We start from the raw sequence: 26,366 nt of genomic DNA on the forward strand, positions 1-26,366 counted from the left end.
GGATCGGGAAAGACGAACGATCCCTCAGACCGCTCAACGTAGTTGTATCACCGCAGCCCGCCCTCAAGGTCAATATGCCGGAACCCGCACACCCCCAACCCACTCCGGTTAGCTTGACAGGACCGATTGCGGCGAAAGGACGGCCCGATGCCCAAAATCGAGAACCTGACTTGCGTCCTGTCTCAGGATGGCGATCCCGTCACCATCTCCGTCGCTTGCCATCTGAAGTTCGAGCGCGACGAGGAGGGCACGCCGTACGAAGTGAAGATTGAGATCGTGGACGACGAGAGACAGTTCCTGCTCGGACCGAACGTCCTTTACACCTTCAGGCATAGCCTCCTTCTTCTGCTGGAAAGAGACCACATGGTGGTCAACGGAACCACCGCGGGCGTAGACATCAATGAATCCCGCACTTTCCCGCGGGATACACTCGACGAAGATCCTGGGATCACGGTGACCGGTAGACCACCGTTCACCGCGATCCGCCCAAACCCGGACAACTTCCGGGCCAGGGTGACGGTAAGTCAGGTGACCGAAGAGCTTTCCGCCATCCAGACGATCACCGCCTGAGGGCCCGCAGCCGGTCGGTTCAGGCGCAGCAGGACCTAATCCGGGTCGAGCCGGCGGCGCCCAGCAGGTCGATCGATTTCCATCGACGGCCGGTGTAAGACAGCGATGCGGTAACTCCAAATCAGTTTGCGAACCGGTACGGCCTCATCTGGTAGCCACCGAAGTACGGGTACGGGATAGCCCGATGATGGGTACCGCCGCTGCCGGACTGCTCGTACCCGACGTACCTGCTCATCGTCGCGTCGGTCCATCGATCGAAGGTGACCACATGGCCTGCACCAGGCGGCGCCGAATTAACCAACAGGTCGCCGGCACGCAGCTCGCTCCCCTCGATCGGCGTGGACCGCGCCGCCAAGCCCGCCGGTTCAGCCCAGGACCAGCCAACCCGAGCGCCCTGGACGCGTACCCCGAGCAATCACGACGATACCCACGGAACCACCTCGCCGAGTCCGAACTGGACAGATACGGCACCGGACCGCCATCCCATGCGGTCAGCCACGTCGCCGCCCGCCCCAGGACCAGCGTTCCCCGGTGAGCGACGAGTCGCGCGGCCAGGCCCGGCAACGGCTTCCTGGAGTGGATGACGGACTGGCCGACGCGCCAGCCGATGCACCGGGCATCGACGGCCGCGTCGGCCAGAGATCAATTGAATGTGACCATGCCTCCGATGGTTTTCGGAGCTTCAGCGTCGTCGGGCGTACGCCCTGATCGTGCTCTGCTCGACCGTGTCGCCGGCCCCGTCGGTGGCGGATGCGCGCAGCGACACGTACCCGGGGCCGGGCGGATGCCGCAGCGTTGCCACCCACCGGTCGCCGAGCCGCACCAGCCGCACGGGCCGCCAGGTGGCGCCGTCGTCGAACGATGCGTCGACGGTCAGCGACGCGAGACGCACCCGGCCGGTGGTGCCGTTGCGCTCGGCGTACACGGTGAAACCGGTGAGGCCGGCCGGTGCCCGGTTGAGGTCGTCGAGTTCGATGTCGTAGCGGACGGCGAGCAGCGGCAGGTCGGTCACCCCGCCGGCGGCCCGCGATGTGAAGCTCCAGGAGGTCCGCTGCGAAGTGGAGAGGTTGGTCCAGCTCGCGTTCCGGGTCGACGACGTGGTGAGGACGTACCGGGTGCTCTCTGGGCTGACCGTGAACTGGCCGAAGCCGGTGCGGTCGCTGGTGCCGAGCGGCTTGCCGGCCACTGTGGACAGGACCGTCTCGCCGGTTGTCGCCGGGTAGTCCCCGGCCGGCCCCGCGGTGCCGCCGTCCCGTCCCAGACCGGCGTCGGTGTACATCGGGACCTGGACGTACAGCGTGTCGCCCTGGCGGAAGGCGGCCGATGAGGCGCCGGGCACCTCCCGCGGCGCGGCGACCCCCGGGCCGAGCGGTGCCCGGCCGAGGGCGACGGTGCGCCGGACGGCCGTCGAGAACCGCTGCCCACCGACCGTGAAGTAGTCGCCGCCGGAGCAGTCCGCCGGTCCGACGTCGGCGCTGAGCTGCCAGACGACGTCCGCGGCCGGGGTGACATAGACGGCGTTTGGATGGTCGCCCGGCGTGGCGTCGACGCGGATCGACCGGCCGAGCCCGATCGGCAGGTCGGGGTCGTAGCCGTTGGTGACCAGCCGGGCGCAGCCGGCGTCGCCCGAGCCTGCCAGCCGCACGTCCACCGGCGCGAGATCCGCGGTGCGGGCCGCGTAGCGCGGATGCGCCGGGATGCCGCCGGACTCGTGGAACATGACGTTGTAGAGGTACGGGCTCTGCTCCGCACCCCGGTCAGTCAGGGCGCCGTAGACGTCGAGGGCCAGCCCGGCGGCGTTCGCGGTGGGTTGGACGAACAGGCCGCCCGGGTAGTCGAAGTCGGCCGCGTACCAGATAGGCCCGCCCGGCGATGCCTGGGTGACCTGCACCGTGCCGCCGCGCAGCGCCGCGCCTGTCCGGTCGACGGAGACATCGACCCGCGCGGTGCCGCGGGCGTCGAGCGCGACGTCGGTATCCCCGGCGACGTCGACCCGGGCGCGCATCGGCATGCTCAGCGAGCTGATCCCGTCGGCGCCGGTGGTCACCACGAACGCCTGCACCAGGTACGCGCTGGCAGTCACCTCGGCCGTGCCGGCGCCGTCGGTGAGCGGCACCACGGTCAACTCGCCGGTGGCGAGGTCGAAGGCGAGAGCGTAGCCGGCGTGGTCGCTGTCGGGCGCCGCCCCGGCGCGGTCCCGGACCGACACGGCCAGGGTGGCGGAGCCGGCGGCGAGCTTGCGGGCCGTTGCCTTCGGCGCGGCCTGCCCGAGCCGGAAATGCCGGGGGTCGGGGCCGGCCGCGACGCTCGTGCCCGGGGTGGTCTGGGCGCCAGCGGTGGTGGCCACCAAGACACCGCCCGTGACGAGCGCGATGCCGGCGGTCGCCGCGCAGATCGCGCGGATTCGGCGGATTGCCATCGGATTCCTTCCGGAGGGATTTCAGGGGAGCTGGCGGGCGCGGTCGACGATGCCGCTGCCGAGCAGCGCCCGGCTGTGCACGACGGTCCCGGCGGCCACCCCGGCGAGGTCCAGGTAGCGGCCGGCCTGGATCAGAACCATGCGGTAGCCGAGGTACTCGCTACCGTCCGCCTTGAAGACCAGCTCATAGCGCATGCCGTCGTTGGTCCAGGAGACTGCGGTGCCGATACGGCCGGCCGCATCCGCGACGGACTGCTCGGTCTGGACGCCGGGCAGCCGGGCCACCGCCCGCACGGTGGCAGCGCGCAGATCCGGCGGCGCCAGCGGGCTGGCCAGCACATCGGTCAGCATGCCGGCGAGCGTCACCGGCACAGCGTCGGGCGAACCGGCGGGGATGGTCCCGCGCAGGGTGGCGAGCAGCTTGTCCGGGTCGCGGGAGAGCGACATCAGATAGTGGTACGAGTCGATGTCCGCGCCACCGACGGCGGTGGGCGGCGCGGAGGCGTGCGCCGGCTGGTCGCAGTCGAACTCAGCGAGCGGTTCGGTGACCTTCCGGCTGCACGTTACGACGTCGGTCGCCGGATTGCCGACCGATTGCCACGAACGGTGCTGTTCCCGGTGGTCGCCGCTGGCGTCGGTGTCGATCACGATCTGGTCCCGGTACGCGTACTGGTCGGCGCGCGGCGCGGTGAACGGCCGGGCGGCCGCACCCTTGGCCGCGGCGTCGAGCAGCCCCGTCACCGCGACGGGCCCGGCAGGAGGCTCTTCCCGGACCGCCACCGCGGTGAGGCCGGCCACGGCGACGAGCGACATGGCGGCGGCCCAGGTGAGCCGCCGCCAGGCGAACCGGGGCCGGTCGGCGCCGCCGAGCCGGTTCTGCCTGGGCGCGCCGTCGCCCAGCCGAATCTCGTGGTCAAGGCGAGCGCGGGCCGTGGCCACCGCGGTCGGGCTCGGCCCGGTGGGCTGCGGGCGCAGGCTCGCGACCACCTTTATCTCGTCCATCTCAGTCCCTCTTGCGTGTTGGCGGGTGGGTGCGTTGCTGTCGCGGGTGGTTGCAGGTGTGGCGGGGCGAGGCTGTCGTGGGCGTTGGCAGGTGGGTGGTGGGGAGGTGTGGGGCGGTTGTCATCGGGATCGCGGAGCGCGGCGCGGATCCGGCGGCGAGCGCGGTTGAGGCGGGACGCGACGGTGCCCGGTGGGATGGCCAGCGCGGCGGCGACCTCCTCATAGGTCAGCTCCACCCACGCCACCAGCAGCAGCACCTCGCGGTCGGCGGCCGAGAGCGAGGCCAGGACGCTGGCCAGTCGAGGTTCGAGCCCGTAGCCGCCCTGGTCGGCCGGCGCCGTGTGCGTGGGGATGACCGGGTCGGCACCGACCCGGGCTCAGGTGCGCAGCGACCGCAACTCGGCGCGGCGGTGCCGGCCGATGAGGTTCGACGCGATCCCGAACAGCCAGGCGCGGACCGGGCCGCGGTCGGCCGTGTACCGGTCGCGGCGGCGGAAGGCGATCAGGAAGACCTCGGCGGCGATGTCGTCGGCGGCCGTCTCGCCGAGGCGTCGCACCGCGTATCGATGCACGTCGGCGAAGTGCCGCTCGAACAACGCGGCGAACTCGTCGGGCGTGCCGAGCGAGCGCCGTACCGTCTCGGCATCAACGCGCCCCGCCGCGTCTGATGTGATCCTCACGCCCATACTTCTCCGCGGGCGGTCGCATCCTTCACCGCAGCGGTATGACCTGGCACACACCGATGACTACGTCTGGCCTGGACCAAAGGCGGACACCGCCAGGTCTCCGGGCCTGCCCGTCATTTGCGGCGCTGTAGGCAGGGCCACGGTGATACTCCGGATTGAGCTGCGGTCCGGAACATGGAGGTGCGGGGCGGTCGATCCGCCCCGCACCTGACGGAACCGCTAGGGATCAGACGCCGAAGGCCGCCGCGTAGCGGATGGTTCCACTCGGGACAGGGCGACCGGGGTCGAATACCAGCGCCATCATGTTTTCGTCGGGCACTTCGAACGGCGGCCGGATTCCGTACCCGGACGCGGGTATGAAGCCGAACCGGGGGTAGTACGGCGCGTGACCGAGGACGAGGACGAGGTTCTCCCCCGCCGCCCGCGCCGCGTCGAGAGCGGCGCGAATTGTCGCCGATCCGGCGCCTCCGCCTTGGCGTTCGGCCAGCACCGCGCACGGACCGAGGGCGAGAGCCGGTACGTCGTCGACGTGACATCGAGTCAGCAGGGAGAAGCCGACGACGGTGCCGTCGGTGTCCTCGGCGAGCCACGAGGACCACGGCAGCCACGCCTGCCGGTCCGCACGCAGCGCGTCGACCAGGTCGGCCTCCAGCGGGCCAGGGAACGCGGACAGGTTGATCCGGCGAATCGCGGCGCGGTCGTCCGGCCCGTCTTCCAGGCGGGTGTGCCAGATGCGAGTGGACGGTTTCGGCGATTCAGGATGACGGGCGGTCATGACTGCTGCTCCCGGAAGCCGTAGGTTGCGCGGAGGTGCTGGGTGATCGCCTTGCGGTGCTTCTCCCGCTCCGCGCGCAGGCGTGCGTCGTCCCGCGAGGCCGCCCAGGCAGACTCGCGCTGGAGTTTGCGATAGCTGTCCAGCCGGCGCGGCGACAGGGTTCCCGCATCTATCGCCGCACGTACCGCGCAACCAGGTTCGTTCGCATGCTGGCAGTCGGTGAACCGGCATTGACGGGCGAGTTCCTCGATCTCCGCGAAAACCTGCTGGATGCCGTCTTCGCTGTCGTGCAAACCAACCGCGCGCAGGCCCGGGGTATCGATGAGCACGCCGCCGTTCGGCAATGGGACTAGTTCACGGTGAACGGTGGTGTGCCGGCCCTTGCCGTCGCCTGCGCGGACCGCTCCGGTAGCCAGCAGTTCGGTGCCGAGCAGGGCGTTGCCGAGCGAGGACTTGCCCACGCCGGACGGCCCGAGCAGCACGATCGTCCCGGTCAGCAGCGCGGCGAGGATGTCCAGGCCCTCGCCAGTGGCCACGCTGGTGACCAGGACATCGACGCCGAGGGCCAGCGCGGCGACCTCCTCACGTACGTCGGCGGGGCTCCGCTCGGCGAGGTCGGCTTTGGTCAGGACGATGACCGGGATCGCCCCGCTGTCCCAGGCAAGCGCGAGCATGCGCTCGATCCGACCGGCGGAGATGGGATTGGCGATGGATACCACGATGGCGGCCGTGTCGACGTTCGCGGCCAGAACCTGGGCGTGAGAGGTGCGCGACGCCGTGGACCGCACAATGGCGGTCCGGCGCGGCAACACCGCGACCAACTCCGGCTGCGTGGTGTTGGTGATGGCGACCCAGTCCCCGGTACACGGCGATGGTGACAGTCCTGCGTGTGCCGACCAGGTGGCGCGTACCGAGCCGGTGGCGGTGACGACCGTGGCCTGGCCACGGTCGACGAGTACGACGCGGGCGGGCACCAGACCGGCGGCCTGGTGCTCGGCGAAAGCATGCTCGTATGCCTCGTCCCAGCCGTACGAACGCGGCGCGTTCAGGGATGGGGTCGGCACAGAAGATGACGATGACAACGGAGGAAACCCTTCGGAGAGGGGCCCCGACAGACACCGGCGCTACCCGGGCGGGATCGAACGTCCCGTCGAGCGAAAGAAACAGGCTGGGTCAGGCCGAGGCCCGGGGCACAAGATTGATCCGGGCGCTGCACACAGCAGCAGCCGCCTTCGCGGTCATCAACCTCGCCCCCCTTTCTCCCATCCGATGTCGCATCAACGTCACCCGAACCTTACCACGGGGATGATCGAGCGATTGTCGACTTGGTCGACTTGGTCACTGAGCCATTCCGCATAACGACGGGTAACGCTGTGTAGCCGACTGTCGGCAGGTGGGGTGACACGCCGGGTCGAAACGGCTGGCGCAGGCTGATGTCCGCCCGAAGGCAGTACCACAACCAGAAGATCATGTACGTGGACGTGGGAGTCATTTACGAGAGAGCACTTACCGTGATCAAGGCGTCCTTCAAGTCGTCATAGCAACGTGAAGGACGCCTCGATCATTCACTTGGGCAGGTCGCCCGGTCGGTCGACGATCGCGATTTTCAGGCAGGCGGAGCCTTCCATCTTCCCGTCAGGGGTCGCCGGGGGCGATGCCGTCGCTATGCTGCGCGGAGCAGCCGTGAAGTGGCGGTTGCCGAGGTAGGCGTAGGTCCTCGGGTCGAAGATCAAACCGTGGCCGCCCGTTTCGACGGCCAGGCCGGATCGGCCGGCTGCGTCCTTCACGCCCTCGACCACGCTGATCCCGGGGATCCGAGCCATGGCCGCGAAAAGCGCGGACCGCGACGCGGGCGGCACGTACGACTGCCGGATCGTCCAGAAGGCGATCGTGAACTCGTCCGCGACCGGGTCGGCGGCGGCCCGCTTGACCAGGTGCTGCCACATCGCGTCCGGATCGGTGGGCAGGTCGTCCTTGAATCCGGGGTACCGGGTGCAGCCCGGCCGTTGCGCGGCCACGCACCCCTCGATGGGCTCCTCCGTCTTCGGGGCGCCGCTCTGCTCCCAGCGCCTGAGCCCGTCGCGTGTGCCGTTGACGGACCGCCACACCCGTTCGGTGCCGCTGTTGGTCGGCCGTGGTCCCTTGTAGACGGTCTCGATGTACACGAACTGGTCCGGCCTGGCCGTCAGCGTCGGCTCCTGCTGTGCGGCGAGAGCGGCCGAGCGCAGGACCGTGGCGGCGTCCGGGGCCGCGCCGCCGGTCGGCGGCTGGTCGCCCGACGGGGCGGTAGCCACGGCCACCGCCACGCCCGAGGCCAGTACCAGCGACAGCACGCCCGTGGCGGCGAGTCGCCAGCCGAGACGCGGCCGCGGCCGGACGGCCCGGGTCATGGCGACGGGACCACCGCGGGTCTCGGACACCAGCCGGGCGCGCGCCCGGGCGAGGGCGGCGGCGGCGGCCGGCTGGTCGCCGCGCATGCGGCGCAGGAGGTCGATCTCACTCATGAGGGGTCCGTTTCTGTGTACAGGTCAGGAAAATGGGCCGGGTCGAGATCGGCGAGCGACGTGCGCAGGCGCTTGCGGGCGCTGCTGAGCCGGGAACGGACCGTGCCGATCGGGATGCCGAGGGCCGCGGCGATCTCCGCGTACCCGAGGTCCTGCCAGGCGAACAGCAGCAGCGCGTCCCGCTCACCGGCCGACAACCGGGCGAGCGCGGCCGCCAGTCGCCGGCCAGCCTGCCCGGCGGCCACCCGATCCAGCACACCGTCGGCGTCGTGCTGCACGATCGGATCGGCCTCGCCCTTGGCCAGCGCCCGAAAGCGTCTGACCTCGGCGCGGTGGTGGCCGCGCAACATGTTGGTCGCGATGCCGTAGAGCCACGGACGCGCATCCGGGCGGCTCCCGTCGTACCGCGCCCGCTCACGGAAGGCGACCAGGAACGTCTCGGCGGTCAGGTCGTCGGCGGCCGAGGCGCCGGCCCGACGTGACAGGTACCGGTAGATCTCAGCCGCATGGCGGTCGAAGACGGCGGCGAACGCCTCGGGGTCGACGCGCGAACGCTCGATCAGCAGTCCGTCCGGCAGCGCCTCCTGGGCCGGACCGTCCGTCGCCATCGACGTTGTCACGCCTCGTCACCAAGCTCGGACAACGGTCGCTCCTCTCGCAGTGGGAAACGTTCCTCTACCTCTCCTTGACCGAACAAGCGGATCCGGTTCGAGCCCTCGTCAAAGACGACGACTACCGTCTCCACAGTGAGACCGCGCACTGGCGGCCGGCGCTGCGACCGTCGCTTGTGGAGCCCTGCTGTGGCGCGGAATCGCGCCCGGACCGGCCCCTGGCCGCGACACTCGCCGCCGTGTCGCTCGGAGCCGGCCCGGGCGAGCCTGCGCTGTTCGGTTTCGTCGCCGCGGCGTACGCGTTACCGCTGATGGACCACCAGACCTGGAACCGCACCGCGGCGGAGATGTACCACGGCATTTCCTGCGCCAGGCGTCTCCACACCTAACGACGTCGCACCGACCATCACCGCGACCGTACCGACCCGGCAGCGGGCGGCCTCACCGCGCCCAGTCGCTGGCCGGGATCGCCGCAGCGCTCGTCATCCTCCACGTCGACCACGCTCGCACCACATGACCGCGTTCAGTAGTCAGCCGCTTGCGCGGAATGGCTCAAGGTCCGTGACTACGGAATGGAAGTTGCGGCGTCGGCGGCCGCTGCGCTGATTGTCCTCAACTACGCCTTCGACCCCGGTGAGGTACACCTCTGGCAACTCGCCACCGTCACGGCTGTCGTACCACTCCTGTTGCCCCTTCCGGCCGCAGGCCGGGGGCGAGGGCTTCGGCGAACCGTCGTATGTCGGCGAGCCGGCGCTCCTCGTAGGTCGCGTAGGCGGGCCGCCGCGGAGGGGGCATGCTCCACCTCGTACCCGCTGCGGCGCAGGGCTGCGGTCAGCGCGCCGGCGAACCGGACATCGTCCTCCACGAGCAGCACCCGCACGGTCGTCCACCTCCTGTGCACAGTCCTCGTCATCGTGGTACGCCCGACCGCGTAGCGCGAGAGTGGCCAGCCTAAATGTTTGTCAAGTGACGGACTCACGGGCATCCCGCCGACCCTACGATGGCGCAGCCGAGGGGAAGGGCTTCCCCCTGCCAGCCGTCCAATGTGCTCAGCGCTGAGGACCTACGGAGGTTTCGCGATGGCGTTCCGGCAAGAGCTGCGGGAAAAGGTCGAGGCGCTCAAACAGACAGCGCGTGAGGCGAACGCCCGGGAGGCCGACCGCGGCACGGGCCTGCTCGAAGGGTTCGACCCGATCGTCGACACCAGCACCTGGCCGGTCGTCGGCGACGGGGACGGGCCGGTGGGGCTGGAGGACCAGGTGCACATGTCCGGTGACGACCTCGAGGCGTTGCTCGCGGATGTCGAGGCCAGCTTCGAGCCCTTCATGGAGGGCAGCCTGGCCTCCTTCGACGAGATGCTGACCACGCTGGACGAGGACGTCTTCCGCCGCACGCTGCGGAAGGCGAGGAACGAGGACCTGCCGTTCGTGAAGAGCGAGCTGAGCGGCTGGGTCGGCCAGGCCGGTGACATGTTCCGCATGTACTACCTACGGGGGTGGGAGACGTCCGTCGACTACCAGTTGGCGTACGTCCAGGAGATCGGCCGGGTCGTGCACGCGTACCGCAAGCTGCTGGCACATACGCAGGACGACATCAAGGCCATCGCGAACGACGCCATCGCGGCGCTCAACCGGGAGGATCCACCGGGCGACGCCAGCGGTTTCTTCACGATCCTCGGCGTCATCGCGTCGGTGGCCCAGGCCGAGCCGCACGTCGGCGCGGCGATCACCGTCGCCTCGCTCTTCGTCTCCGGTATCGCCGAGGAGGGCGCTCGCGGAGCCGGCGACAACCCGGAACGGCAGGTCGAGGGCGAGTTCGTCTTCCAGATCCTCCGCACCACGCGCGAGGCGATCACCAGGCTGAACGAACTGGTGGACACCCAGACCGAGCGGATCCGGAACGCGATCAACGATGACCTCGACCAGGTGGAGGGGCCGAACATCTACGTCCGGGAGGACGGCGAGGGCGGCGGGATGATCCTGGAGCGGCCGGACGTGCGACTGGCACCGCCCCCGGGCCAGTCGAGCGGCGAGCTGTCCGTCGACCTCACCAAGCTGCACATGGCGGGGTGGGCCCACCTGCCGGCCGCGGCCTACCGGTACGAGGAAGCGAGGCTTCAGCTGTTGGCGGTCGCCGACCGGCGCGACATCGCGTTCGGCACGCCGTCGCCGCTCGGGCCGCTGAACTCCTACTATCTCAACCGCCTGTGCGAGCGGTGCGAGTACGCGCTGCGCAGCACCCGCGACATCCTGATGGAGACCGGTGACGCGCTCGTGTTCACGGCAGCGACGTATGCCCAGACCGACGCCGAGGCGGCCGAGCTGATGCGCGAGCAGACCGCGATCGAACTGGAGAACTTCGAGACACCCACACTCCGCGAGGAAAGCCCACGGACGCCGGCCATCCTGAACGACTAGCGATCGCCACGACCGCTCAGGCCGCCGGCCCGGCCGACCCGCACGATCCAGTGAGCCGCTCCCATGACGCTCCGTAGCAAGCGGATCGCGGCATGAGCGTGCACCCGATCAAGGGTCCTGGCGATGGGCGCAGCGCACGATCGGCGGCTTGTTGGGTCGTCGGACCTTCAACCCGGAGGTCGGTCTTCAGAGGTATCCAACTGTTGGTTACATAAGATCTTGCGAACAAGCACCCGGACAAGGAGGAGCCTGTCGTGATGCGCTCGGCAACGTTCCTGCTGGAGTGCTTGCTCCGGGCTGGGATGCGCGATGTCATCACAGTGGAGCCGGCGACGGGTGGACTCGCGGCGCTCGCGGGCATAGCCACCCGCCGGGACGCGCCGCCGGTGTTCGTCAAGGCCTTCACCGACTCGCCGGCCGACGACGCCTTCGTCGCGGAGGCCGAAGGGCTGGCCGCCCTGCGCGAGCTCGGCGGCATGGCGACACCCGAGGTGATCCTGGCGGGCCGAGAACTGCTTGTGTTGTCGGTGCTGCGGCCGAGGCCGCGCAGCGAAGCCTTCTGGGAGCAGTTCGCGCACGCGCTCGCTCGCCTGCACATGAGCACGATCCATCCTCGCTTCGGATGGCACCGCGACAACTGGCTGGGCCGCCGCCGGCAGACCAACCCTTGGAACGACGACGGCTTTGCGTTCTTCGCCCAGCACCGGCTGCTTCGATGGCTCGGGGAGCCCCGCGTTGAGGCGGCACTCGACCACGCAGACCGGGCGGCGCTGGAGCGGCTGTGTCACCGGCTGCCCGACCTGCTGCCGGACCGGCCGGCATGCCTGACGCACGGCGACCTGTGGGCACAGAACGTCCTGGCCACTTCGGACGGGCAGCCCGCGCTGATCGACCCGGCGGTGTCCTACATGTGGGCCGAGGTCGACCTCGCCCATGTGTGGTCCACCTCGCCCCCGCCCGAGGCGCAACCGTTCTTCGAGGTCTATGCAGAACTGACCTGCCTCGATAGCGACTGGCGGGCCCGCATGCCGATTGTCCAACTGCGACAACACCTCGCGGTGCTGGCCCAGTTCGACGACGACTGGGGCGCGGGCGGCCAGATCCGTGCCACCCTTGCCCCATTCCGGACACGAACCTGACCAGAGGCCCGACGGTTGATCGCGGCTTGCCTCAGGGCATTCGCTAGGTCACCCTCACTCACATCGGCTACGACCGCGCGCCCCGCCGGCCGTAGGTGGGCGCTCGGATCGCGGCAGATGCGGATGTCGGTCAGGCGTCCGTTGACGCATGGCCAAGACGTGCGATTGCGAACGATCTCTTCAGTCATCCGCTGGAGAGTGTCCGGGCGGCGTCGAGGGGTCACGTCGGCCGACAGGGGGCGCTGCCCGCAGACGCGCCCACCGGCGATTAGCGGTTCAAGACCACTTGATCTCACCGGCACGGTCGACGAAACGCCCGGAGTGGTGTCCCGGTCCTTCGGTGGCAAGGTCGACGACGACGTCGGTGCCTTCGGTGACGGTTTGCGGGCCGGTGTTGCCGTTGAGATCGGTCGCTGTGTAACCCGGGTCGGCCCCGTTGATGCGGATGTCGGTCAGCGCCTTGGCGTACTGGGTCGTCAGCATGGTGAGCGCCGCTTTGGAGGAGGTGTAGGCGGGGGCGATCACCCGGGACTCGGGTCGCGACGGATCGTGCGTGGCGGCGAGAGATCCCATCGAGCTGCTGACGTTGATGATGACCGGGTCGGCCGAGCGTCGTAGGAGCGGGAGGAACGCCGTGGTGGTTCGCACCACGCCGACGAGATTGACGTCCAGCACGGTCATGATGTCGGCGCCCGTCAAGCCGCTCGGGTCACCGTGCGGGCCGTGAACGCCAGCGTTGTTGATCAACACGTCTATGGCACGTTCGTGCTGCTCGACGTCGGCTGCCGCCGCCGCGACCGACTCGTCGTCGGTGACGTCGATCTGGACGAAGCGGGCGCCGAGTTTCTTGGCCGCCGCAGCGCCGGCTTTCGCATCGCGAGCGCCGACTAGCACGGTGTGGCCATGTTCGATGAGGCGACGGGCGGTCTCGTAGCCCAGGCCCTTGTTGGCCCCGGTGATAAAGGTGATCGTCATGCGCCCATCGTTCGCCCGCGCCGCGACGTGTGCCAGGGAAGGCGCGACGGTAGGAAAACGGTTACCACCCTCGGCAGCTGGCCGCGCGAGACAATCGTCGTATGGCCACTCACGCCACGGAGCTTGGTGCGACTCTGCGCGCTTGGCGCGACCGCGTCTCCCCAGCAGCCGTGGGGCTGCCAAGCGGGCGCGCGCGCCGAGCGAAGGGCCTGCGCCGGGAGGAGCTTGCCGAGCTCGCCGGGATCTCGGTCGACTACGTCGTACGCCTGGAGCAGGGACGGTTCACCACCCCCTCGGCACAGGTGGTCGCCGCACTCGCTCGTGCCCTGCAACTTCGCATCGCAGAACGCGATCATCTGTTTCGGCTGGCCCGGCTTGTCCCTCCCACCGACGGGGAGATCTCCGACCACATCCCGCCCGGCATCCACCGCGTTCTCCACCGACTCGGTGACGCTGCCGTCGCGGTCTTCGCCGCGGATTGGCAGCTGATCTGGTGGAACCGTGGCTGGGCGGCGCTTCTTGGCGACCCGTCATCAACGCCGCGGGCGCTTCGCAACTTCGCCCGTGACAGCTTCCCGATCGATGGCGACGGTCCACGGCTGTCGCAGTGGCCGGTGACCTCGCTCGCGCGCGACACAGTTGAGGCCGCCGTCGTGGCTGACTTGCGCCGCGCCACCGGACGCTTCCCGAACAACACCCGCTTGACCAACCTGATCCGGGTACTCACCGCGGGCAACCACCGCTTCGCCGAACTGTGGACCGCAGGCGCGGTCGGTGCACACCGCGAAGACCACAAGATCGTCGAGCACCCGACGGTAGGGCCGATCGCGGTTGATTGTGACGTCATGACCGACGGCGACGCAGAACTCAAGATCGTGATCCTTACCGCGGCCCCCGATACCGAGGACGAGACCAAACTGCGGCTGGCCTTCCTGTCCGGCGTCCCCGACCCCGCGCGCAGGTCACGCGAACACGCCAACCGTTCCGCGTAGCGCCGGAGTTCGAGCGGACCCGGAATCAAGGAATTCGCAGAAGCCCGATACAACACACAGCAGTCCGTAGTAGCCGGGCGCCACCGAGAAGCTCGCGCAGATCGATCGGCGATCCCGCAGGGCGCTACCGTGTTGATCTTTGCTCTTGCCAATGGATCGGCAGGATTGGGCGGACACGCTATGCCCGGCCTCGGCGCCGGGTGACGGACCAGGTGCGGCCCCGCCGCCTGCGCCGACCGGCAGAACGACCGGCAGCGGTTCCGGCGGAAAGTTGCCCCTTCGGACGCGACGAATATCACAGGATTGCCCGCCGATACCGGCGCTGAGCTGCGCGAACCGCGATTTTGCCGCCTGGTCTGTGCGGCCGGCGAAACAGCGGAGGTATCGGTTGCGAAACCGGCTGATGAGCAGACTCTGAGCAACCGGAGGATTGATCAACGCCGAACTGGAGAGCCCTGATGCGACAACGCCGTCTTCTGGCGTACGGCACGCTCAGCGCCGTGCTGGCGACGCTGCTCATCGCCAGCGGCCCCGCTGGCGCCCAACCGTCCACCGTCCCGGCCCCGCCGGCTCCGGAAGCCGGAAGGCAGGAGCCCATCCGGACGGTCACCCTGCTCACCGGCGACCGGGTTTCGATCACCAAGGACGATCTGGCCGTGACGCCGCGCGGCGGGGTGCACTTCGCGCGCTTCCGGCGGGACGGCGCTGACTACGTCGTACCCTCCGACGCGATCCCGTTGTTGGCGGCCGACCGGCTGGACGAGCGGCTGTTCAACGTGACGGCGCTGCTGGAGTACGACTTCGACGAGCTGCCGTACCTTCCGCTGGTGATCTCGGATGCGACCGCCGTCCGCGGACTGTCCAGCGTGCGACCGCTGGCCGCGGTGGACGGCTTCGCCGCGAAGGTGCCGGTCGGCGAACTCGCGAAGACGTGGCAGACCACCCGCGCCTCGCTGACCGGCGGGAAGATCTGGCTCGACGGCATACGTGAGTCCACATTGGATGTCAGCGTACCTATGATCGGGGCGCCGGCGGCCTGGGGCGCCGGATTCGACGGCACCGGCGTGACCGTAGCGGTGCTCGACACCGGGATCGACGACACCCACCCGGACCTCGCCGGCAGCGTGACCGCCCGGCGCAACTTCGTCCCGGACGTGGAGACCGGGCTGGACCTCAACGGACACGGTACCCACGTGGCGTCGACCATCGCGGGCAGCGGTGCCGCCTCGGGCGGGCGGTACAAGGGTGTGGCGCCCGGCGTGACGCTGCTCGACGGCAAGGTGTGCTGGAATGTCCAGGGGCGCGGCGCCTGCTCGGACTCCGCCATCCTGGAGGCGATGCAGTGGGCGGCCCAGTCCGGCGCCAAGGTGGTCAACATGAGCCTGGGCGGGCCCGACGCGGCTGGTGTCGACCCGCTCGAGCAGGCGATCAACGACCTGTCCGCGGAGTACGGCACGCTGTTCGTGTGTTCGGCGGGCAACCTGGGCATCAAGCCGGCGCCGGTCGGCTCGCCGTCTACAGCGGACGCCGCGCTGTCGGTGGCCAACTTCGACAAGGCCGGGAGCCTCAACTGGAGCTCGCTGCGCGGCCCGCGGGTGGGTGACTACGCCGTCAAACCCGACATCGGGGCACCCGGCACCGACATCGTCGCCGCACGCTCCCCCAGCGGTCTGGCGCACCTGCCGGAAGGGCAATACTTGCCGCTCACCGGCACGTCAATGGCCAGCCCGCACGTCGCCGGCTCCGCCGCCCTGCTCGCGCAGGTCCACCCTGACTGGAACGGCGCGCGGATAAAGGAAACGCTGATGGCCAGCGCCGTGCCGGTGCCCGACTACGACGTCTTCGCCCAGGGCGCCGGAATGGTGAATGTGGGCAGGGCGCTGAACCAGCGACTCACCGTCTCCCCCGCCTCGCTGAGTGTCGGGGTGCTGAGCTGGCCGCACACCGAGGCGCCGACGTCGCGAAAGCTGACCTACCGCAACACCGGTGACCAGCCGCTCACCCTCGACCTCGCGCTGGACGGCGACGCACCCGCCGGCTTACTGACGCTCAGCGCCTCGACGCTGACGGTGCCGGCCGGTGGCGAAGCGAGCGTCACGGTCGTCGCGGACGAGGCGGCCTCGCAGGCCTACGGATTCTACAGTGGACGCGTCGAGGCCACCGGCGGCGGCAGCACGCTCCAGACCCCGTTCAGCGTCTATCTCGAGGCGCCGGCCGCCGACCTCCGGTTCACCGTGATCGGCCGGGATGGCCGCCCGGCCCGGACCGTGATGACGACGCTGTTCAAACCCGACCCGTCCGCCCCCGACGACGCGGTGTCCTACAGTGCGAGCGGTACGGTTCGGGCGCCCCTGAACAGCACCTGGCACGTCGCGGCATACGTCGAGGAGGGCGGCATCACCACCCTGCTTACCAACAACAAGGTCGTCGTCACCGCGGACCGCGACATCGTCCTCGACGCGCGAAAGGCACGGCCGCTCGACATCACGGTGCCCGACCGCCAGGCGACCGCATATGACGCCGCGGCGATCGTCAACCGCGCCGCCGATGGGTTCCCGACCTACAGCGGCGTCTCCGGCGATCCCGGCACGCTGCGCACCGCGGACGTGGGGCCCAAGGGTCTGCCCGGCGTTGTCACCCAGGTCCACGCGGTGTTCCAGGGCAAGCCCCGCGAGGGCCGCGCGCCGGACGTCTACCAGCTGGGCTGGCGGTCGGAAGGCTCCTTCGTCACGGGCTTCGTCAGGCACGTGACGCCGTCGGATCTGGCCACAGTGGACGTCGTCTACGCGCGGAACGCCACCGCCGTGCGGTCGTCGCGCGCCAACAACATCCCCGAACCGTCGCTGGCCGGCGCGTATCCGTACAGCAGCCAGCTCCCGCCGGTGACGACGCCGGCCCGGCGCACCGAGTACTACGCCGGTCACGTGCCGTGGGTCTCGGCGGTGCAGGAGCAGACCGTCGCAGATGGACAGTTGGTGCTCGACCTCCGGCAGGAGGAAACCCGCTACCGGCCGGGCCGCGCCTACACGGAACGCTGGAACGGCGCCGGCCTCAACGTCACCATGGCCCCGGTGACCGGGTCACCTGCCGTCACCCGCTACGAGAACACCATCTGGGCCACCCTCACGGGCTGGGCCGACGGGGACGGCCACGGCGCACACCCCTACCCGGTGACGAACCACCGCCTCGGCCTGTGGCGGGACGGCGTCCTGCTGGGCGAGTTCACCGGCGTGTTCGGCGCCTTCGGTAACTGGGAGGTGGCCGCCGAACCGACGACCTACCAGCTGACGTACTCGGCGGAACTGCCCGCGCCGTACCGGCTGTCCCGGCGAGTGGAGTCGGCCTGGACGTTCACCACCGCGGCGGGTGAGCCGAACGAGCTGCCACTCACCTCGATCGGCTTCGCTCCCGAGTTGGGGCTGTACAACGACGCCGCGGCCGGAAGCACCATCGCCATCCCCCTGACCGTCGCCCAGCAGGCGACCGCGGGACGGATCAAGTCGGTGACGGTCTCCGTGTCGTTCGACGGCGGAACCACCTGGGTGGCGGCCCCGACGGTCAAGCGCGGCGGGACCTACACCTCGACCGTGCGCCATCCGAAGGCCAGGACGGGATTCGTCTCGCTGCGGGCGACCGCGGTGGACACGGATGGAAACCTCGCCACCACCACCGTCCACAAGGCCTACGTGGTCAGGTAGTGGGACGCGCGTGCGGGCCGGGTGGCAGCTGCCCGGCCCGCACCGGGTACCGGGCCGGCTGCCGCGCGCGGGCCGATCTCGGCGAGCCGGGCCAGCGCCTGGTCCACCACGTCCGCGGGCCCGACCTGCCGGGCCATCCGCACGGTCCGGCGCAGCTGGGTGCGCGCCTCGTCGATCCGGTCCAGCCTTGTCAACGCGTTGCCGAGGCCGCACCGGCAGCGAGCCTCGCTCTGCTTGACGCCCGACCGCTGCACGAGCGGCAGCGCCGCCTGGAGGCTGTCCGCGGCCGGCTTCCACCGCCCGAGCGCGAGCTGGCTGAGGCCGATGTTCAACAGCAGGTGGCCGGCGGTGATGTCGCTGACCAATGGGGACGGTGCGCGGCTCGGCTCGGCCAGCAGCGCCTCCAGCCGGCGGTACTCGTCGATGGCTTCCCGGTGCCGCCCGGCCTGGGCGAGGCTGCCGGCCAGCAGCGAGAGTGCCTGGGAGTAGCCGTCCCACTCCGCCACCGCCTCGAACAGCGGCAGCGCCTGCCGGGCCGCCTCCTGCGCCCGGGCGGCGTCGCCGTGCCGCCGGGCCGCGGCGCCGATGCACACCCAGGACCAGCCCTGCTCCCGGAGGTCACCGACCTCGCGGGCGAGCCGCATCGCCTCCAGCGCCGGGGCGTCGGCGAGGTCGTGCCGCTGGGCGAACGTCGTATAGGCCCAAGCCACATAGTTCAGGTGGATCGCCTGGCGGCGCCGGTCGCCGAGCGCCTCGGCCGAGGCCGCCGACATCTGAAACACCTCGAGCCAGGAGCCCCAGTGCCGCCACCGCTCGGAATACCAGTGCATGGCATGGGCGACTGTGGTCACCTCGGTGTGCCAGCCGGCGGCGAAAGCCAGTCGCAGCGCGCCGAGCCAGTTCGTGCTCTCCCGCTCCAGCCACCGGTCGGCCTCCTCGGTGGAAGCGGGTGCGCCCGGGCCGGGTGGCGCGGTGCCGGCGGCCCGGCCCGCGAAGGTCGGGTCGAACCAGCGGCCCGCCGCGGTCGCGGTATCGAGCAGCCAGGTGACCATCCCGTCTTCGGCACGCTGGCGCTCTCGCGGGGTCTCCTCCCGCACCAGGCACTCGCCGGCGAACAGCTTGGTCAGGTCGTGTAAGCGGTAGCGACCGCCCGCACCCGGCTGGAGCAGCCCGACCTCGGTCAGCTCCTCCAGCGCGGCCTCCGCCTCGGGCTCGCTGAGACCGGTGAGCTGAGCCGCCAGCTCCGGCCCCGCGTCCGCACCGGGGACCAGGGACAACCTCCGGAAGGCCGCGGCGGCCGGCGCGGACAGCCTGCGGTAGGAGAGCGTGAACTGCGCCGACATCCGTAGGTCGCCCGCGACCAGCGTCCCGAGCCGCCGGTCCCGGTCGGCGAGCCGGCGCAGCAGGTACTCGGTGTGCCAGTCCGGACGGTTGAGCAGCCGGTTGCCGGCGATCCGCAGTGCCAGCGGAAGATCTCCGCAGGCTTCGGCCAGGCCGGACAGCGCGACCTCCGGCTCGGCCGCGGCCCGCTGCTCGCCGATGATGCGGCGCAGCAGGGTGACCGCCTCACTCCGCGTCAGGACCGGTAACGCGACCCGCTCCACCGCCTCCAGGCCGGAGAGGACGCGGCGGCTGGTGACGATGGTCATCGCGGTCCCGGACCCGGGCAGCAACGGGCGGACCTGGGCCTCGTCGGCCGCATTGTCCAGCAGCAGCAGAACGCGCCGCGAGCTCAGCGCGGCACGGTACTGGGCGCTGCGGGCGTGCGCGTCGCCCTGCACCCGCTCCTGCCTCACCCCGAGGGCGACGAGCACCCGCAGCATCAGGTCGGCCGGGGCGGGCGGGGCGGCGTCCAGGCCACGCAGGTCGAGAAAGAGCACACCGTCCGGAAACGCGGCGGCGTGCCGGTCGGCCGCGTGCAGCACGAGCGCGGTCTTGCCCGTGCCGGGCGGGCCCGACACCACCGCCACCCCGCCGGGCGGGCCGGCGACAAGGTCACTCACCCAGCGCAGCTGGGCCTCCCGACCGGTGAAGTCCCGGACCGCTCTCGGCGGCGCGAGCGCCACCGGACGCGCCCCGCCACGACCCCCGTGGGCGGCCGCACGCAGCGCCGCCGCCGCAGCATCCGCGAGGCCGAGCGCGACGATCAGGGCGTCGACGGTACGCTGCCGTGGCACCAGGCTGCGCCCACGCTCCATGTCGCTGATAGCACGGACGCTGACCCGCGAGACGGCCGACAGCTCGTCGATGGTCAAGCCGGCATCGGCGCGGTGCCGCCGCAGCAGCGGCCCGAAACGGTGCCCTCCGCTCACCCGCGCCGCCGTCGTCGCGACGGGCCGCCACCACGCATACACACAGTCGACACTCAGCTCTCCCGCTCATCTGCCCAGAAACTCCAGCCTGAGGTGCCGGACCAGGATCGTCAATGGGCAACATCAGCAGTACTCGCCGAGCCTCCACCGATCTGGCCGCCGGCGCGGCCGCCTCTTTGGTCACGGATGGGGCGGCGCTGCCAGCAGCTTGGACATGACGTCGTTCTCGGAGCCCTGTTCGTTGACGACGTGCTTGGCGAGGTTGCGGATATACGCGTTGCGCCCCACGGTGAGTACCCCTTGGCCATGAGGATCGCACCGTTGTGGGGTTCGATCATCTGCTCCAGGTAGAGCCGGGTCGGGGCCGGCCCGGCAGCGGCGGTGAGTGCAGCCATCTGCTGCTCGGTCATCATGCCGTGGCCTACGCCGTGCCGCGTGACGGCTGGGTCGTCTGGTGACACCGCGGGTGAGCCCCAGGGCGACCCGCCAGGCGTTCATTTCGGTGATCTCGCTGCTCTGGTCGGTGCGGATGTAGTCGGCGACCGCGATCACCCGCACCGGTACGCCGGCCTTGCTGAACAGGGTCTCATTTACCCGCACGGCCCGAGCGTGGTGGGCGATCATCATTGCCGCGAACCCGCACTGGCCCAACCCTGGCTCCGCGCCCTCGTCACCGAACTCAACAGCTGAACCGCGCACGCAGTGTGCGGCAGATGAGTGGGTTGATCTTGGTGGAGGTCGCTCGATCGGTTTGTCGGTCCGGATCAGCGCAGCTGGCCACGCAGTTCGGCGTTTCCGCGCTCGGGATGAAGTCTGAGCCGCATGCGTCGTCGCGGGTCGTGCCGGTTGTGTTGTAGTGGGCGTCGTGGATGCTGCGGAATTGGCCGACCGGTTCGGGCTCGGCCGGGCCCGGAAGCTGTCCGACGGGCCGGTCGCTCGGGGCCGGCAGGGCGAGGTGTGGCGGCTTGAGACGGCGGACGGCCGGTGGGCGGTGAAGGTGCCGTTCCACGAGTCTGGCGAGGACCAGGTGCGGGCCTCGACCCAGTTTCAGGAGGCGGCATGCACCGCCGGCGTACCGGCGCCGGCGGTGCGACGTACCGCGGACGGGCGCGTGCTGGCCCGGGTGGGCGGCCGGCAGGTGCGGGTGTACGAGTGGGTCGATCTCGAAGCGCCCGATCCGGGTATGGACCCGGTCCTGGTGGGCGCTGCGGTGGCCGCGATCCACTGGGTGTTGGTCCCCGCCGGCGGTCAGGTGGACCCGTGGTACACCGCACCGGTGGGCGCCCACGGCTGGGATCAGCTGGTCGAGCAGCTACGCGAGGCCGGGGCACCGTTCGCCGGCCGGCTCGCGGCACTGCGCGACGACCGCCCATGGGATCTGCCGGCTCTACAGACGCGCGCGGAGGGTGATCCGGATATTCGGCAGCCGGCGAGCCCGTTCGGCGGCACGATCGTGCGTCGGGCAGCTAGTCCACCCGCCTGGTGCGCGAGGACCGTTTAGGCGTGCCGGATGTTGGTCGCTTTGGGGAAACCGGCGCGGTTGCCGTCATGCGGGCGCGTCAGGACTTGGGGCGGCGGAACCGGCTGTGCGGCACGACGGCCAGTGGCACCAGCTCGATGAGCAGATCCGGCACAACGAGTCCGGGCACCTGTATCAGGGTGCTTGTGGGCGCCGTGCCGGCCGTGAAGTGCTGCGACCGCACCTGTTGGATCGCAGGAAGATCCGCTCGGTCCACGAAGTAGATCGTCATCGACACGATGTCGTCGAGGATGCCGCCAACTTCCGCGAGGATCCTGCGGACGTTCTCGATGGATTGTTCCATCTGTACCGCGGCATCTTCCATGCCGACGATGACACTGTGCTCGTCCCAGGCCACCTGTCCGGTCACATGGACGACGACGCCGTCGCCCTGGATGACGCCCTGTGAGAACGCCCGGTTGCCGGGCGCCCAGACGCCGCTTGGGTTGAAACCGTCCGCCATCCAGTCCTCCCCTGCGTCACGCGGTGTGGCACGCCCACTTCGGTACCCATCCTGCCCGTCGCGACAGCGGCGTCCAGACCGAATCCCCAGTGCCGCACGACCGGCCCACAGGGCATCGAGGTCGCTGCCGAAGGCTTCTGCGTCGTCGGCCACACCGATGCGCCCGGAATGTCCCCCGAACATCGCCAGCGCGGTCCGCGCGGCCCAGGCGCCCAGGGGCAGACCGAACTTTCCGGCATGGCTGAGGGCGGCGAGCTGGATGGGCATGCAGGGCTCGGCGGCCCCCGATCAGATCGCCAATCTGCTCGACCCGACCGGTCTCGATCGGACCGGCCGTCACGTGACGAGCGGATCGCGGCAGTTCCGCTGGTACCACTGGGCGTTGCTGCCTCGCATGCGCAGGTCGCGCACCGCCGCTCATTCTCGATCTGTCCGCCGCGATGGCGTACCGTGCTGCCCGGAAGCACCAGCACCGCGGACGCCCGCGTCCTGGAACTCGACCGACCAGTGGACTGCGCCATGACCGTCGCCCCGTACCACCTTGCCTGCCAGGTGTGCAGGGACATCGTTGCCTCCGACGGCCCGGCGGTAGCCACCTTCAGCACCGATCACGACTTCCGGTGGGTGCCCTTTGTCGAAGATCTTCGGACCAGCAGCGCATCGCTGATGCACGCCGCCTGTTTCGCCACCCTCCACGGCGTAGACGCACTCGTCGCTACCGTCCACCGCCATGACGAACAGCAGCGACGATCACGCTTCCAGGACTTCGTGAAGGTCACCGAACTCGAACAACAGCTCCGTACCCTCCGCGAAGACAGACCACGCCAACGCGACCGGTAGCCACGGGACCACAACAGCGGAACTCTCGCCACGCCCACGTCGCGTATCGCCACACTATCCGACCACCATCCAGGAACGCGGCTGAAGCGTTCCTTGTCCGGGATACGCGCTGCCAGGTTCCACAGCCGGTGCGCGTCGCCGACGTCCTCTCGGTCGAACCCGACGGTGTCGAACTCGGACCCGGGCGGGCCATGCAGGATCTGGGTGGTCGCGGCAGACGCCTCGTCGTTGAGGTCCCCGGCCAGCACCAGCCGCCGGGTCCGGCCCTCGCCAGCGAGCGGACCGTCCACAAGAGCGCGAACGGTGACCGCCTCCGCGGCGCGGCGGTGCAAGGCGTAGGCGGCGTAGCGGGCACGTTCTGCCTCATCACGCGGGTTGAACCGGGTCCTGCCGGCTTGGCCAGGAAATGAGAGCAGCTTCGACTTCAGGTGCACCGAGACGACGCTCAACGGCCCGCTCTGCGTGACGACCTCGACCGCCAACGCACCGCGCCCCATCCGAGACGTCAACGCGCCGCCATCGTCCGTGCGGACCTGTCTCAGCTGGTCGGGGAACGTGTCGGCCTGCGCGACCTCCCACACGGGCAGCCGAGACAGCACGAATGACGCCAGCAAGCGCGGCGACCTTGCGTTGGTACGCGGCCTTGACCTCCGCCGCTGCGCCAGCGTCCGGACGGAACAGATTTCTCCAGGTTCCACGTCGCGGCCTGCTTGAACGTGCTGCCGAGGAGCGCCTCCACACGGGGCAGACAAACCGGTACGCGGCGTTCGAACCGCCGATCCCGCTCGGACCCGCCTGCGCTGAGCGAAACGTCCCACCAGGCGCCGGGCTTGTGACCCGTCCTTCACGTTGGCAGAGGGGGACGTGACGGACAGCCACTTCCTGCGACGCTCACCCGAGGCACGTATCGGCCCAAGTCGGACGCGACTTGCACCTGCATCTTGACCGTCCATGTGGGACGTTCAACAGAACTTCGCGAATCGGAGTCATGATCTCCCGGTCGCCCTGTCCTGGTGATGAGGAGACCCGTGTCCGAGGTTTCGGCACCTAACCGTGGGAGCGGTTCATGGCGATGGCTGGCGACCGGTGGCTCTCGGCGAAGGCCGCAGAGCGACGCGCCCGGACGAACATTCGATACCAGACGGGCGCCAAGGCGCTACGGAGCGCATGGCGGTCCGGCGCCACCGAGAACGGATGGGCGCTGGAGGATTGGTGGGTTCCGGGCGTGGACGCGCTCACCCGGGCACTGATCGAAGGACGGGCGGCCACCTCCGCGTACGCGCAACTGGGCCGCGAGCGGGCAGAGTCCGGGCACGGCATCCGGGCGACACTGGCCGATGTGTTCACGCTCCACCAGCAGATGGCCTCATCAGACCGACCACCAGCGCCGGCCATACGCGCGCTGGCACAGGCGTGGGCGGCCGCAACGCTGGCACCAGTCCGGGTCATGCTCTGCGCCGACTTCGCGAGCCCTGCGCAACTGCGGGCCGGGTTCATCGGGCTGTTTCGCGACGCGCTCCCGGACGGGCTGGCTGTGCTCGTCGTCGAGGCGCCGCAGCCGGCCACCAACAGCGAGTGGGAGACGGTGACGCTGCTTCTGGAAGCAAGCGCCCGTACGCCGTCGGTCTTCGCGGCTGAGGCGCCGATGGCCCGCACCTCACCGCAGCGGGCGGTCGCCTTGGTCCGCTACGAGGCTGGCCCCACTCTGCGTCGAGCCGGCCTGAAAAGCATCCAACTCGTCCCTCTGCCCAGAGACCTGTCCGCAGCCGGCGCGCTGGTCGCCCAAGCAGGAAAGGACCAGGATTGACGACTCGGTGGACGACGTACAGAGACGAGGTCGTTGGTTGAGGTATCGCCGAGGTGTTGCTGCTTGGGAGATCAGAGGTGGGGATCCGATACGAGCGCGATGGGGCCGAGGAGCCATGAATCCGTCGTCGACGACGCGGCGAGTAGCGCCGAGCGTGGGTCGGCTGGCAACACGCGGGCGTCCGTGCCGAAGGTGTGCCAGTCCGCCGGGGTGCCGTCTGACCGGCTTCCGGCTACGTTGCTGCCGCCGACCGCCGTGCCGCCGACCGTTAGTCGCTCGCTGGCCAGCGCGCGGTCGCCTTCCCACGCGACCAGCCCCACGCTCGCGGCCCCGGGCACAGCCCACAGCGGAGAGGTGTAGGAGCGGCCGCGCGGCAGTGGCGTGAAGCCGTCGAAGACCGCGACTGTCCGCTGTGGACCACGGCTCTCTGCGACCATGAGCAGCGCCCACCCGCCGTACGCATTGTAGCCACCTTTGAACGCCTTCTTGTCCACCGCGACCCACCACGTGCCGCCTTGGCTGCGCCGCACCAGCGAGGTGACGTCGGCGGACGCCTGGTACACGGCCCCGAAGTCGGCTCCCGACGCGGTGTCCACCCGGGTGGCCGCCACCGGGACGTACCGGTCGGATCCGGGCATCCGCAGCCGCGCGGTGGCTTGGCTGGGCCCAGGGCCGGTGCCGGACCAGTAGAGACCGGCCCAGAGCACCGTGCCGGGTACGGAGATCCTTGCCCCGCTGACCGCCGCGCCGGACGGGTAGCCGCGTGGTGCGGCCGGATCGGCGTACCGGGTCATGTTGTAGTCACCGTTGTCGGCCATACGCCGACCGGCCCGGACGTCGTGGCAGGTGAGTGAGATGCCGCCACAGGAGAGCAGCGAGTTCCCGCCGGCCTCGAGCGTGGCCGGCGCCGTGCCGGCGAACAGAGCCGGGAGCCCGCTGGCCTGTACCCCAGCGGAGGCGGTGGCCATCACCGCCCCAGCGCGAGGTGCGGTAAGCCGCACCTGAAGGGCATCGTCGCCGGCCGTGCCGGAGATGGTGACGCGCAGGTACGCGCGCGTGGTGCCACCCGCGGCCAACGTCGGGCGCCGGCAGCTGGTCCCAACGCAGGTCCAGCCGTCGCCCGCCGGTCCTGAGCGGAGGCTCACTCCACGAGGGAGGGTCAGCCGCGCGGTGAGCGGGCCGGTGTCCGGCAGTGCCAGGCTGCCACCCACACCGCCCTGCTGTCCGGAGTGGACGACCGTCAGGGCGAGCACGCCCGGCCGCCCGCGCACCAGGGTGCCGACCGGCTCCAACCGCGCCGCCATGCTCACCATCCCCGGCAAGGCCGTGCCCAGTGGCAGCGCCGCGGGCGGCGTCATCGGCGACGGCGGTAGCACCCCGGGCGGCAGCGACGAGGACACGCGCGGAGACGGCAGCGTCCGCGCGGGCGGCGGAGCAGCCGAAGGATTGGTGGCGCTCCCAGGAGGCGGCTCGGCCACCGGCGTGGGCTGGCTGGTCGGTCGCATGGCCAGCGCCGCCGCTACCAAAGCGAGCACCACCGCACCCACGGCCGCGGCCTGTACCGAGCGGCGCCGCAGCAGCCGCCGCACGAGCGCGGAACCCGCCGAGCCCGCGGAGCCGGCGCCGGCGCCGCTCAG

At 70.3% G+C, this 26,366-nt stretch carries 22 protein-coding genes and 2 pseudogenes; 9 read left to right on the forward strand and 15 right to left on the reverse strand.

Translation table 11 applies throughout. The features are described from left to right. The first annotated feature begins 147 nt into the window (after positions 1–147). Positions 148–570, forward strand: a complete 423-nt coding sequence (locus ACTMTJ_RS43720; protein ID WP_441224815.1) for a hypothetical protein — start codon at positions 148–150, stop codon at positions 568–570. 682 nt (positions 571–1,252) lie between these two features. Here the strand turns inward: ACTMTJ_RS43720 and ACTMTJ_RS43725 are convergent. From ACTMTJ_RS43725 to ACTMTJ_RS43760, 8 genes are all read right to left on the reverse strand, one after another. Continuing rightward, a complete protein-coding gene (locus ACTMTJ_RS43725; protein ID WP_441224817.1) occupies positions 1,253–2,989 on the reverse strand; it encodes a hypothetical protein in 1,737 nt (578 codons plus the stop codon). Between the two features lie 21 nt (positions 2,990–3,010). Then, positions 3,011–3,991, reverse strand: a complete 981-nt coding sequence (locus tag ACTMTJ_RS43730) for a CU044_5270 family protein (protein WP_441224818.1) — start codon at positions 3,989–3,991, stop codon at positions 3,011–3,013. Then, positions 3,979–4,344, reverse strand: coding sequence for an RNA polymerase sigma factor (locus ACTMTJ_RS43735; protein ID WP_441224848.1), 366 nt, complete (start codon positions 4,342–4,344; stop codon positions 3,979–3,981). The genes ACTMTJ_RS43730 and ACTMTJ_RS43735 overlap by 13 nt, the downstream gene beginning before the upstream one ends. Before the next feature lie 24 nt (positions 4,345–4,368). Beyond that, entirely contained in the window at positions 4,369–4,671 is a 303-nt protein-coding gene (locus ACTMTJ_RS43740; protein ID WP_441224820.1) for an RNA polymerase sigma factor, read from the reverse strand. 232 nt (positions 4,672–4,903) lie between these two features. Then, entirely contained in the window at positions 4,904–5,452 is a 549-nt protein-coding gene (locus tag ACTMTJ_RS43745) for a GNAT family N-acetyltransferase (protein ID WP_441224821.1), read from the reverse strand. After that, complete coding sequence (rsgA, locus tag ACTMTJ_RS43750) at positions 5,449–6,516, reverse strand: ribosome small subunit-dependent GTPase A (RefSeq protein WP_441224823.1); 1,068 nt, start codon at positions 6,514–6,516, stop codon at positions 5,449–5,451. Before rsgA ends, ACTMTJ_RS43745 begins: the two co-directional genes overlap by 4 nt. Before the next feature lie 501 nt (positions 6,517–7,017). Beyond that, entirely contained in the window at positions 7,018–7,956 is a 939-nt protein-coding gene (locus tag ACTMTJ_RS43755; RefSeq protein ID WP_441224825.1) for a CU044_5270 family protein, read from the reverse strand. Next, positions 7,953–8,564 (reverse strand): RNA polymerase sigma factor, encoded by a 612-nt coding sequence (locus ACTMTJ_RS43760; RefSeq protein ID WP_441224850.1) that lies wholly within the window; start codon positions 8,562–8,564, stop codon positions 7,953–7,955. The genes ACTMTJ_RS43755 and ACTMTJ_RS43760 overlap by 4 nt, the downstream gene beginning before the upstream one ends. Positions 8,565–8,569: 5 nt before the next feature. Between ACTMTJ_RS43760 and ACTMTJ_RS43765 the strand changes: the two genes are divergently transcribed. From ACTMTJ_RS43765 to ACTMTJ_RS43775, 3 genes are all read left to right on the forward strand, one after another. Continuing rightward, entirely contained in the window at positions 8,570–8,956 is a 387-nt protein-coding gene (locus tag ACTMTJ_RS43765) for a hypothetical protein (protein ID WP_441224826.1), read from the forward strand. A 690-nt stretch (positions 8,957–9,646) separates the two neighbouring features. After that, entirely contained in the window at positions 9,647–10,984 is a 1,338-nt protein-coding gene (locus tag ACTMTJ_RS43770) for a hypothetical protein (protein WP_441224828.1), read from the forward strand. 257 nt (positions 10,985–11,241) lie between these two features. Beyond that, the gene (locus ACTMTJ_RS43775; RefSeq protein ID WP_441224852.1) at positions 11,242–12,123 is read left to right on the forward strand and encodes a fructosamine kinase family protein; all 882 of its coding nucleotides are present in this window, start codon (positions 11,242–11,244) and stop codon (positions 12,121–12,123) included. A 276-nt stretch (positions 12,124–12,399) separates the two neighbouring features. On the opposite strand, the gene ACTMTJ_RS43780 is transcribed toward ACTMTJ_RS43775, so the two are convergent. After that, positions 12,400–13,098, reverse strand: coding sequence for an SDR family NAD(P)-dependent oxidoreductase (locus tag ACTMTJ_RS43780; protein WP_441224829.1), 699 nt, complete (start codon positions 13,096–13,098; stop codon positions 12,400–12,402). Positions 13,099–13,199: 101 nt separating this feature from the next. Here ACTMTJ_RS43780 and ACTMTJ_RS43785 point away from each other — a divergent pair, with 101 nt between their 5' ends. Further along, the gene (locus ACTMTJ_RS43785; RefSeq protein WP_441224831.1) at positions 13,200–14,090 is read left to right on the forward strand and encodes a helix-turn-helix domain-containing protein; all 891 of its coding nucleotides are present in this window, start codon (positions 13,200–13,202) and stop codon (positions 14,088–14,090) included. A gap of 458 nt (positions 14,091–14,548) precedes the next feature. Further along, the gene (locus ACTMTJ_RS43790) at positions 14,549–17,788 is read left to right on the forward strand and encodes a S8 family peptidase (RefSeq protein WP_441224833.1); all 3,240 of its coding nucleotides are present in this window, start codon (positions 14,549–14,551) and stop codon (positions 17,786–17,788) included. Here the strand turns inward: ACTMTJ_RS43790 and ACTMTJ_RS43795 are convergent. The 3 genes and pseudogenes from ACTMTJ_RS43795 to ACTMTJ_RS43805 all read right to left on the reverse strand — a co-directional run. Beyond that, positions 17,773–20,100 carry a tetratricopeptide repeat protein gene (locus tag ACTMTJ_RS43795; protein ID WP_441224835.1) on the reverse strand — a complete coding sequence of 776 codons (2,328 nt, stop codon included), beginning with the start codon at positions 20,098–20,100 and terminating at the stop codon, positions 17,773–17,775. The two genes, ACTMTJ_RS43790 and ACTMTJ_RS43795, sit on opposite strands and share 16 nt — an antisense overlap. Before the next feature lie 110 nt (positions 20,101–20,210). After that, the gene (locus tag ACTMTJ_RS43800) at positions 20,211–20,513 is read right to left on the reverse strand and encodes a DUF305 domain-containing protein (protein WP_441224854.1); all 303 of its coding nucleotides are present in this window, start codon (positions 20,511–20,513) and stop codon (positions 20,211–20,213) included. Positions 20,514–20,562: 49 nt separating this feature from the next. Then, positions 20,563–20,727: pseudogene (locus ACTMTJ_RS43805) on the reverse strand (DUF305 domain-containing protein); the annotation flags it as partial. Positions 20,728–20,965: 238 nt separating this feature from the next. On the opposite strand from ACTMTJ_RS43805, the gene ACTMTJ_RS43810 reads away from it, so the two are divergent. Continuing rightward, positions 20,966–21,601 carry a phosphotransferase gene (locus tag ACTMTJ_RS43810; RefSeq protein ID WP_441224836.1) on the forward strand — a complete coding sequence of 212 codons (636 nt, stop codon included), beginning with the start codon at positions 20,966–20,968 and terminating at the stop codon, positions 21,599–21,601. Between the two features lie 58 nt (positions 21,602–21,659). Here the strand turns inward: ACTMTJ_RS43810 and ACTMTJ_RS43815 are convergent, their stop codons facing one another. Both ACTMTJ_RS43815 and ACTMTJ_RS43820 read right to left on the reverse strand, forming a co-directional pair. Continuing rightward, positions 21,660–22,349, reverse strand: coding sequence for a RidA family protein (locus ACTMTJ_RS43815; protein ID WP_441224838.1), 690 nt, complete (start codon positions 22,347–22,349; stop codon positions 21,660–21,662). 341 nt (positions 22,350–22,690) lie between these two features. Next, the gene (locus ACTMTJ_RS43820) at positions 22,691–23,536 is read right to left on the reverse strand and encodes a hypothetical protein (protein WP_441224840.1); all 846 of its coding nucleotides are present in this window, start codon (positions 23,534–23,536) and stop codon (positions 22,691–22,693) included. A 452-nt stretch (positions 23,537–23,988) separates the two neighbouring features. Here ACTMTJ_RS43820 and ACTMTJ_RS43825 point away from each other — a divergent pair, with 452 nt between their 5' ends. After that, positions 23,989–24,729, forward strand: coding sequence for a hypothetical protein (locus tag ACTMTJ_RS43825; protein ID WP_441224842.1), 741 nt, complete (start codon positions 23,989–23,991; stop codon positions 24,727–24,729). Between the two features lie 71 nt (positions 24,730–24,800). Here the strand turns inward: ACTMTJ_RS43825 and ACTMTJ_RS43830 are convergent, their stop codons facing one another. After that, positions 24,801–26,033 (reverse strand): hypothetical protein, encoded by a 1,233-nt coding sequence (locus tag ACTMTJ_RS43830; protein ID WP_441224844.1) that lies wholly within the window; start codon positions 26,031–26,033, stop codon positions 24,801–24,803. Here ACTMTJ_RS43830 and ACTMTJ_RS43835 point away from each other — a divergent pair. Next, positions 26,032–26,366: pseudogene (locus tag ACTMTJ_RS43835) on the forward strand (hypothetical protein); the annotation flags it as partial. The gene ACTMTJ_RS43830 and the pseudogene ACTMTJ_RS43835 overlap by 2 nt on opposite strands.

The organism is Phytohabitans sp. LJ34 (genome assembly GCF_052068095.1).
Lineage (GTDB): Bacteria > Actinomycetota > Actinomycetes > Mycobacteriales > Micromonosporaceae > Phytohabitans.